We start from the raw sequence: 8932 nt of genomic DNA, 5'->3' as shown, positions 1-8932 counted from the left end.
CTCTGCGGTTACCTGGTTTTAACCGCAGAGGCTGGACGGTCGCAGAGGCTCATTGACTTCCTTGTCACGGTTCAAGAAGCGGCCCCTCGTATCGTAAACAGAGAACGCCCTTGTCCCGGCGTGCGTTTCTGCGCATCATTCGGGCATGGGAATGTTCGACACCATCCATTTCAAGAAGCCGCTGATCTGTCCCGACTGCGGTGCCGAGCAGTCCTCGCTTCAGACGAAGGACTTCGACTGTTGCATGCTGCATTTCAAGATTGGCTCCGTCTTGTCCGGGTCAACCGTGCTGACCGGCATCATCAAGGATACCCTGTGGTGTGATGCGTGCTACAAGGCTGGCAAGCGACCGGCAGACTCACCCGTTTACCTTATCATCTGGCACTCGCTGCTCGCTGGTGTCGAGCAGGATCTCGCTAAGGCCGAGGCACGCCTCGCCGCCGTGGACCGTCTTGACCTCATCGCCTGGCTGGATGAAGCGCAGCGAGAAGCCGCGCGCTGGTCGCGGAACTACCACAAACTCTTCAGCGATGTCTCGCGCTGGCACGAGCACCTCACGCGCCCGCCGGAACCTGAACGCATCGGAGCGGATGCCGAACGCCAGCGCGCCTTCCGCCGCCTCTTTTCATTGCCTGATGAAATCCTCACTGCTCCCGATCCGCTTGCCGCCATTCTGGCGGCGAACAAACAGGCAAGCGATGACGTGGAGGATTGAGAGCACTCCATCACCGGTTGGCGGCGCGCTTCGCGTGTCGAACAGCGCAGGCAAGGAACTCGCGGCGTTTGGGGTGAAGCCGTAAAGTCTGCCATATCCCCATCCCAGCCTCTGCCGGTCAGTCGTGCGCTGCGCACGCTGGGCCGTGATCTTGAGTTCCAAGATCGGCTCGCCACGCTGGCCACAGCAGGCGGGGACACGCTGGGTTTGGAAAAAGAGGCGGAACTTCAGACCAAACGAATTCGGAGGGCCAAAACAGCTGCCAAGTCATGACAACGGAGGCGCGCATCTGTCGTTTTGGCCGCTGCGGACATTGAGCGGACGAGGGTGGGGTTTCACCCCATAGCGGCAGGGTCGGCGCATGGCCTAGCGTCCACTACGGTGAAAATGAGCACACAGACAAACTGCATCACCGCCACCCCCACGCGCCGTTGAGTCAAGGTCCGGTCAGCACCGCCGCGTCGGCAGCAACCTCAAATTTTGCCACTCATGACTGCAACACTCATCAAGCCGGAAGCGCCGCCAGCGATGAATGAAGGTCTGAGCAACGGCAGGCCGCAGCTAGGCCACGCTGACTTATGCAAGTGACGAAGAATTCAGCCGCGATAGCGCTGTGCGGGACTTGGCTCCTCCTGCTCACCACCTTCGTGATGGCGGCGCTCTATCTGGCGCAGGACATCCTCATACCGCTCGCGCTCGCGACGCTGCTCACCTTCCTGCTCGCCCCCATCGTCACGCGCCTGGAGCGCTGGATCGGGCGCATCGCGGCGGTGCTCATGGTCGTGCTGATGCTGTTCGCCGTCACCGGCTTCACCGGCTGGGTGTTGACCCGGCAGGTGATCGATCTGGCCCGGCAACTGCCCGACTACAAGGTCAACATCCAAACCAAGCTGCGCTCCTTTCAAATCCCGAAGGGCGGCGTGTTTACCCGATTCTCCGACACCGTCGAGGAGTTAAAGAAAGACCTGACTGGCGCTGAAACCCCCGCGCCGGTCGTGACCGCGACGCCGAGCGAGCCCGAGCCGGCCAGGATCCCGCTGCCCGCCGCCCCCGCCAAGGAGGTCGAGGCATTGAGGACCAGTGCGATGGACGTCGCGCAGTCGATCATCGCGCCGCTGCTCGGCCCGCTGGGCACTGCGGCGCTCGTGCTCTTGCTGGTCATCGTCATGCTGCACCAGCGCGAGGATTTGCGCAGCCGACTCATCCGCCTCATCGGTCAGGGCCGGATCAGCGCCACCACGCACGCGATGGATGACGCGGGCGAGCGCGTCTCGCGTTACCTGCTCATGCTGCTGGTGGTGAATGTCAGTTACGGCGTTGCGGTGGCATTCGGGCTTCATTTCATCGGCGTGCCGAATGCCGTGCTCTGGGGTGCGTTCGCCACCGTGCTGCGCTTCATCCCCTACATCGGGCCGTGGATCGCGGCCGCCTTCCCGATCATACTCGCACTCGCCGTCTCGCCAGGCTGGACGGTGCCGCTGCTCACCATCGGCCTGTTCGTCGTGCTGGAATTATTGAGCAACAACGTCATGGAGCCGTGGCTCTACGGCTCGAGCACGGGCGTCTCCCCGATCGCGCTCATCGTCGCGGCGGTGTTTTGGACCTGGCTGTGGGGGCCGGTGGGACTCGTGCTCTCGACGCCCCTCACGGTCTGTCTCGTCGTGATCGGGCGGCATGTGCCGAAGCTGGAATTCCTCAGCGTGCTGCTCAGCGACGAGGAGGCGCTGGCACCTCACGAGGAATGCTACTACCGGCTGCTCGCGCAGGATCTGAACAAGGCCGATGAGCTGGTGGAGACCTATCTCAAAACGAACTCCACCACCACGCTCTACGATGCCGTCCTCATTCCGGTGATCAGTGCGGTGGAGATGGATTGCCGGCGCGAGGCGCTCGATGACGAGCAGCGCCTTGAAGTGCTGCAATCCGTCCGCGATCTCGTCGGAGAGATCGAGCTCCGGCCGCCGACACCGGCACCCAAGGTGGAAGCGGCACAGGCCGTCGCGACTGCAAGCGTCGAGCCGCCCTGGTCACCGCCCTGCCGCATCCTCTGCCTCCCCGCGCATGCGGAGCGCGATGAGTTGGCTGGCCTGATGCTGGTGCAGTTACTGCGCCCGCCGGCCGTCGAGGCGCAAAACGCCTCGCGCACTCTCATGACCGGTGAGTTGATCGATCTGGCGGCCACCACCACCGTGGACGCCGTCTGCATTTCCGTGGTTGCACCCAGCACGATTGTCCATGCCCGCCATCTGAGCGCGAAACTGCGCGCGCGCCTGCCGCGTCTGAACATTGTGGTCGGTCTGTGGGGTGCCACGGAGAACGTGACCACTGCCGCCGAGCGCCTCCGCACCTCGGGGGCGGATGCAGTCGTCGTCTCACTGGCTGAGGCCGTCACGCAGCTCTCGAAGTGTTCTGGCCGGATGATCGATGCCCCTGCTGCAACCAACCCAGCCGACGCGCCAGTTTCGGCTAAAAAATAACAAATGATGAAAGCCTTTGGTTCACTCCTGGCAGAAACATTCCGCCAATGGGACGCGCACCGCGTGCCGAAGATGGGCGCAGCGCTGTCTTTCTACACCGTCTTCTCGCTCGCACCGCTGGCCATTTTGGTGCTGTCGCTGGTCAGTGTGGTGGTGGAGCACAATGCCGCCCGCGCTGAAATTGTCGGACAGTTCAGGCACTTTGTCGGCACGGAAGGCGCGGAAATGATGGAAATGATCCTGACGAAGACTGCGGCGCAGAGCACCGGCATCTTCGGCACCCTCGTCGGTTTTATCGTGCTGCTCATCGGCGCCTCTGGCGTGTTCGGTGAATTGCAGGACTCGCTGAATCAAATCTGGGGCGTGTCCTCGAAGCGCCACCCGGTCTTCATCCTGGTGAAAGAGCGCGTCTTCTCCTTTGCGATGGTTTTCGTCATGGGCTTTCTCATGCTCGTCTCGTTCATGTTCTCCGCCGCCCTCGCCGCAGCGGGCGGCTGGCTGCTGGCGCGGTATCCCGGCTTGGGCGGCCCGTGGGAATGGGGCAACGCCGCGATCTCCCTGCTGGTCGTCGTACTGTTGTTTGCGCTCATCTTTCGCCTAGTGCCGGATGCGCTCATCACCTGGCGGGATGTCTGGATCGGCGCGGTGATTGCGGCGGTGCTCTTCGAGCTGGGGAAGTTCATTCTTGGCTTCTACTTCGGGCGCAGTGCCATCGCCTCCAGCTACGGTGCGGCAGGATCGCTCATCATCATCCTGGTCTGGGTGTTCTACTCCGCGCAGATCTTGTTTTTCGGCGCGGCTTTCACCCGGGTTTACGCCATGCGTTTCGGCTCACACCGGAATGATGAAGACGCGGTGAAAGCTGGCTGATCCCACGGCAGCCTCTCGTGGGGTTACACCCCATAGCATCTGCGGGGTGCCGGCACGATCATTGCGACAGAAACACTTTGCGACGCGCATCCTCAACCCACAAGCCGCCAACCAAGGCAACACGAACGCCCCTCATGAACTTGAAACCTATCCTTATCACCAGCGTTCTCGCTGCGTCATGCTTCTGTCTGCAGGCAGTCGAAACGCCCAAACCCAACGTGAATGTGTTCCGGCAGGAGGAAAGCTTCACGGAATTCATCGGCCTGGAAGTCTGGAACTTGCAGAATGAAAGGCTCGGCAAGGTTAAATTCATCACCGCTGATCTGGAAAATGCACGCTTGGTCGAAGTGGTCGTGACCACCAGCGGCGGCTTTTTGGGCTTCGGTGGCAGGACCACCTCCATCCCGCCGCGCGCACTCACGCTGGATGCAGCCCAGAAAGTGCTCCGTGTTGACATGAGCAGGGCACGGTTCAATGCCGCTCCCAAGTTCAAGACCTCCGATGTGGCGGCCTATTCCAATCGCAGTCGTGTGGCATCGATCATCCGTTACTTCGGTTTGCAGCCCTGGTTCTTTCTGGAGGGCCAGGCAGTCCAAAAAAATGCCGAGATTTTGCAGCTTGGAGATGTCAAGCGCACCGAGGCCATCCTGGGGATGCAAATCAACAACACGCAGGGGCAGTATATGGGCAAGGTGTCCAGCCTGATGATGGATTTTGCCAAGGGCCACATCACCCACGTCGTGACTGATACTCAAGCCATGGGTGGCAACGGCAGTCACGTCATCCAGCCCAGAGCGCTGCGCTACACTCCGGCACACACCAGTCTGGTGCTGGACAACACCCGGGCGGAACTCAAGGGCGAGCCGAGCTTTAAGTGGAGCGACGCCAGTCGTAGATCCTTCCAGCAGGAAGCCTATGTGAACCGGGAGGTGCAGGCCGACAAGGGCCTCCATTCCAAGCAAAGCGCGCAGGAAGGCATTGTCAGCAACGCCATCCCGATGGCGCAGGGGCTGAACTTCCGCGACGAACAAAAAACCAGCCGCATCAAGCAGGCCATCCAGGCCGATCCCAGCCTCTCCGGGCATGCCAAAGGCGTGGAAGTCGTCACGGTCAACGCGCAGACCACCCTGCGCGGCCACGTCAACACCATCGAGGGCAAACGCAAAATCGGTGAGATCGCCAAGCAGGCAGGCAGGCCGGAAAATGTGAGCAATCTGATCGAAGTCAGGCCGCACTGATCACGGTTCACGATAAGTCTGCACGATTTGCATCAAGATCAGCCGGAGGTTCGCAACGACCTCCGGTTGGTTGTTGGGACTGGCCTCCCGCAGGAAACTCTCCACATCCACCATCTTACCATGCATCACGTGCCCGGAACGGACACGATCTCGACATTCTCCAACGCGTCTTCTACCTTAGCCGTAACCATGCAGTTGGGTTTGCGCTGAGCGCTGCCGCGAGCTTTCACCTGCGGGTGTTTGAGTCTGTCTTCGTCCACTGCCTTTGACTGCATCGTTACGGCTTAGCCATGAACGCCTCGCTCTGGACGGCCTTTTCGGCGAACTCCAGCGCCACGTTGAGTGTTTCCATGAACTCATTGACCTTGATGGGCTTGGTGAGATAGCGAAAAAAGCCCGCTTCCAGTCCTTTCTCGATGTCGCGCGGGATGGCGTTGGCACTCAGGGCCACGATGGGGATGTGCGCCGTGACTGGATCAAGCCGGATGAGCTTCATGGCCTCAATGCCGCTGATGCCGGGCAGATTGATGTCCATCAAGATGACATCCGGCACATAGCCGCGGGCGAGGTTGATGCCGTCCCTGCCATTCTGCGCGGTAAGCAGGCGCAGATCAGTGCGGCGGGCGATGAGCTGCTCGATGAGCTTCAGGTTCGCGGGATTGTCCTCGACATACAGCAGGAGGCGGGTGCGCGCGCCGGCCGGAATGTGGGAGGCGGCCATCGAAGTGCTGGCGGCTTTGATGTATTCCGCATGGGGGTCCGTGTCGTGGATCAGTTCGATCCAGAACACGCTGCCCACACCCACGGTGCTTTCCGCGCCGATCGCGCCCTGCATGAGTTCCACCAAGCGCTTGCTGACGACGAGGCCGATGCCGGTGCCTTCTTCGCCGCCGGCTTCTTTCCCGAGACGATTGAAGGCCTGGAAGAGCTGCGCCAGCATCTCGGGCGAAAGTCCCGCGCCCGTGTCCCGGACACTGATGCGCATGCGACCACCGGTGCTCAAAACGCAGGCCACCACGACCGTGCCGCCGGCCTTGTTGTATTTGATCGAGTTAGACAGCAGATTGATGAGCACCTGCTTCAAGCGCGTGCGGTCGGCCTTGATATAGCAGGGGGCCTCGAACTTCGGAAACGACATGCTGATGCCGCGCTTCTGCGCCTGCGGCTCGATCATGGCCTGGCATTCCATCATGACTTCGGGCAGCGACACTGGCTCCAATGAAAGCGACAGCCGCCCGGACTCGATCACGGCGAGATCGAGAATCTCGTTGATCAATTCCAGCAGAAACCAGCCGGCGTGCAGAATCTGGTCGATGCTCGATTTCTGGCTGGCCGTGGGAACTGGCGAGTCAGACTCCATGAGCTGGGCAAAGCCGAGGATCGCGTTGAGCGGCGAACGCAGCTCATGGCTCATGCTGGAAAGGAAGTCGGATTTCGCGAGGTTGGCCTTCTCCGCGATGGCCTTGGCCTTCTCCAGTTCGATGGTGTTCTCACGCAGGGCCTGGTCCCAACGCTTGCGCTCCGTGACGTCGCGCGCGGCGGCGAAGACGCCCTGCAGCACGCCATCGCGATCATGGAAGGTGGTGGCGTTGTAGGAGACCACGGTTTCCTTGCCGTCCTTGGCGCGCGCCGTGAGTTCATAGTCGGTGACTTTGCCCTCGCTGAGCACCCGCTTGATCCCTGCCTCGGCCAGTGCCGGGTCGGTGAAGTAGTTTTTGAACAGGGCTCCGATCAGTGACTCGCGCGAGCGTCCGGTCAGCGACTCCATCTGGTTGTTCACGTCAGTGATGATGCCGGAGGGATCAGTGGTCATCAGCGCGTCGATGTTGGATTCAATCAACGAGCGTGTGTAGAACTGCTGATCGCGCAGACTTTGGTCGAGCTTCGTGCGCTCCTCCTCCACCTGCTTGCGCGCGGTGTTGTCGGTGCCGATGAGGAGATAGCCGATGATGCCACCCTGATCGTCACGCAACGCCGTGACCGAGACCACGGCGGGGAAGCGGCTGCCGTCCTTGCGGATGTAGGTCAGTTCATAGATGTCCTCGATGCCACGTGAGGCCTTGAACACCAAGGCTTCGAAGCCCGGCGTAATGGGCGTGGATAGCTCGACGCTCAAAGCCGCCGCACGCGCGACGACTTCCTGCGGATCGGAGATCTCGGCCGGGGTGATCTTGTTCATCACCTCGGCAGCCGTGTAGCCCAGCATGCGTTCGGCACCGACATTGAAGATCTGGATGACGCCCTTCGCATCCGTGGCGATGCTGGAGAAGTTGGCGCTGTTGAAGATCGCGCTCTGCAAGGCTCCCGCTTTGAGCAGCGCCTCCTCCGCCTGCTTGCGCGCGGTGTTGTCGGTGCCAATGAGGAGATAGCCGATGATGCCGCCCTTGTTGTCACGCAACGCGGTGACGGACACCACGGCGGGGAAGCGGCTGCCATCCTTGCGGATGTAAGTCAGTTCATAGATGTCTTCGATGCCACGCGAGGCCTTGAACACCAGGGCCTCGAAGCCTGGCGCGATGGTGGTGCCCAGCTCCAGACTCAATGCGGCGGCGCGTGCGACGACTTCCTGCGGATCGGAAATCTCGGCTGGAGTGATCTTGTTGAGCACCTCATCAGCCGTGTAGCCCAGCATGCGCTCGGCGCCGACATTGAAGAGCTGGATCACGCCCTTCTCGTCCGTGGCGATGCTGGAGAAGTTGGCGCTGTTGAGGATCGCGTTTTGCAACGCGCCCGTCTTCAGAAGAGCTTCGTTGCGTTGAACTTCGGCGATGGTCCCCATCGTTGCAGCTTCAGCAGGCGGTGTGGGCAGGGCAGGTTTGGTGGTGATGGCGTTAGTTCTCCGGATGTGATCAATGGCTGGCTCTCCAAGATGAGGGTCCGGCAGGGCGCTGCGTTCCTCTATGGGGTGAAACCCTACCTTTGGCAGTGGTGTGGAGTGATTGGCGCGGTGGGGTTTCACCCCATGGTGAATGCGCCGGGCCGAGCGCACGTTGCGCTCCTATGAACGACCCATCACCCGCCGCACCTGTTGAATTCTGCCTCCGGCGCACGCTGGATGACATCAAAGCCTTCGCACGGCGTGAACCCGGCACCGCAGTGGCCGCCGCACTCGGCGTGGGGCTGCTCATCAACCTGCTGCCGACCAGGGTTCTGGCCGGCACGGTCACAGTCGTCGGCGCGGCGCTCGTGCGCCCCGTCCTGCTTTCCCTCGGCGTCACCAAGGCCATGGAACTCTGCTGTCAAAAAAATCCACCCCTGATCCCATCGTGAATCCTCTCCCTGATATTATCGCTGACTCGCCCCTGCCGCCTGCCGTGGCCAAAACCGTCAACCAACTCGAAACGTGTGTGCGTCAGCATCCGGGTGGCACGCTACTCGCGGCGGCGGGTTTTGGCATCGCCGTCATCTTGATCGCCCGTGCGCTGGCTCCAGCGCCGCCGCGTAACCGTGCCGTGCGTCTGCTGGAAGACATCCAGCAGCGCCTTGCCGGTCTGGCGGAAGACAGCGTGCAGGCGGTGGACCAAGGCATGAACAGCCTGGGCGATCTCCATCTCGACCGCAAACTCAACAAGTTCAGCCGCAGCATCAAAGGCCTGTTTCGTTAAGCAACTCCATCCATTCTCAAACACATC

At 61.4% G+C, this 8932-nt stretch carries 7 protein-coding genes; 6 read left to right on the top strand and 1 reads right to left on the bottom strand.

What is annotated here, in order from left to right; all coding sequences use genetic code 11:
* Nucleotides 1-151 precede the first annotated feature (151 nt).
* The 4 genes from ACKVY0_RS06040 (at nucleotide 152) to ACKVY0_RS06025 (ending at nucleotide 5300) form a co-directional block, all read left to right on the top strand.
* Complete coding sequence (locus ACKVY0_RS06040; RefSeq protein ID WP_409213892.1) at nucleotides 152-715, top strand: hypothetical protein; 564 nt, start codon at nucleotides 152-154, stop codon at nucleotides 713-715.
* A gap of 578 nt (nucleotides 716-1293) precedes the next feature.
* Nucleotides 1294-3192, top strand: coding sequence for an AI-2E family transporter (locus ACKVY0_RS06035; RefSeq protein WP_409213891.1), 1899 nt, complete (start codon nucleotides 1294-1296; stop codon nucleotides 3190-3192).
* Between the two features lie 3 nt (nucleotides 3193-3195).
* A complete protein-coding gene (locus ACKVY0_RS06030; protein ID WP_409213890.1) occupies nucleotides 3196-4062 on the top strand; it encodes a YihY/virulence factor BrkB family protein in 867 nt (288 codons plus the stop codon).
* A 134-nt stretch (nucleotides 4063-4196) separates the two neighbouring features.
* Nucleotides 4197-5300 carry a PRC-barrel domain-containing protein gene (locus ACKVY0_RS06025; RefSeq protein ID WP_409213889.1) on the top strand — a complete coding sequence of 368 codons (1104 nt, stop codon included), beginning with the start codon at nucleotides 4197-4199 and terminating at the stop codon, nucleotides 5298-5300.
* 277 nt (nucleotides 5301-5577) lie between these two features.
* Here the strand turns inward: ACKVY0_RS06025 and ACKVY0_RS06020 are convergent, their stop codons facing one another.
* On the bottom strand, nucleotides 5578-8079 hold the full coding sequence (locus ACKVY0_RS06020) for a PAS domain S-box protein (RefSeq protein ID WP_409213888.1): 2502 nt from the start codon (nucleotides 8077-8079) through the stop codon (nucleotides 5578-5580).
* 221 nt (nucleotides 8080-8300) lie between these two features.
* Between ACKVY0_RS06020 and ACKVY0_RS06015 the strand changes: the two genes are divergently transcribed.
* Together ACKVY0_RS06015 and ACKVY0_RS06010 are read left to right on the top strand one after the other, a co-directional pair.
* Nucleotides 8301-8570, top strand: coding sequence for a hypothetical protein (locus tag ACKVY0_RS06015; protein ID WP_409213887.1), 270 nt, complete (start codon nucleotides 8301-8303; stop codon nucleotides 8568-8570).
* The gene (locus ACKVY0_RS06010) at nucleotides 8567-8905 is read left to right on the top strand and encodes a hypothetical protein (RefSeq protein WP_409213886.1); all 339 of its coding nucleotides are present in this window, start codon (nucleotides 8567-8569) and stop codon (nucleotides 8903-8905) included. Before ACKVY0_RS06015 ends, ACKVY0_RS06010 begins: the two co-directional genes overlap by 4 nt.
* The last annotated feature ends 27 nt before the right edge of the window (nucleotides 8906-8932 follow it).

The sequence above is a fragment of the Prosthecobacter sp. genome, assembly GCF_046154365.1.
In the GTDB taxonomy this organism is placed as follows: domain Bacteria; phylum Verrucomicrobiota; class Verrucomicrobiia; order Verrucomicrobiales; family Verrucomicrobiaceae; genus Prosthecobacter.
The sequence above is the reverse complement of the archived record's forward strand: the minus strand, read 5'-3'. Positions and strand labels throughout refer to the sequence as shown.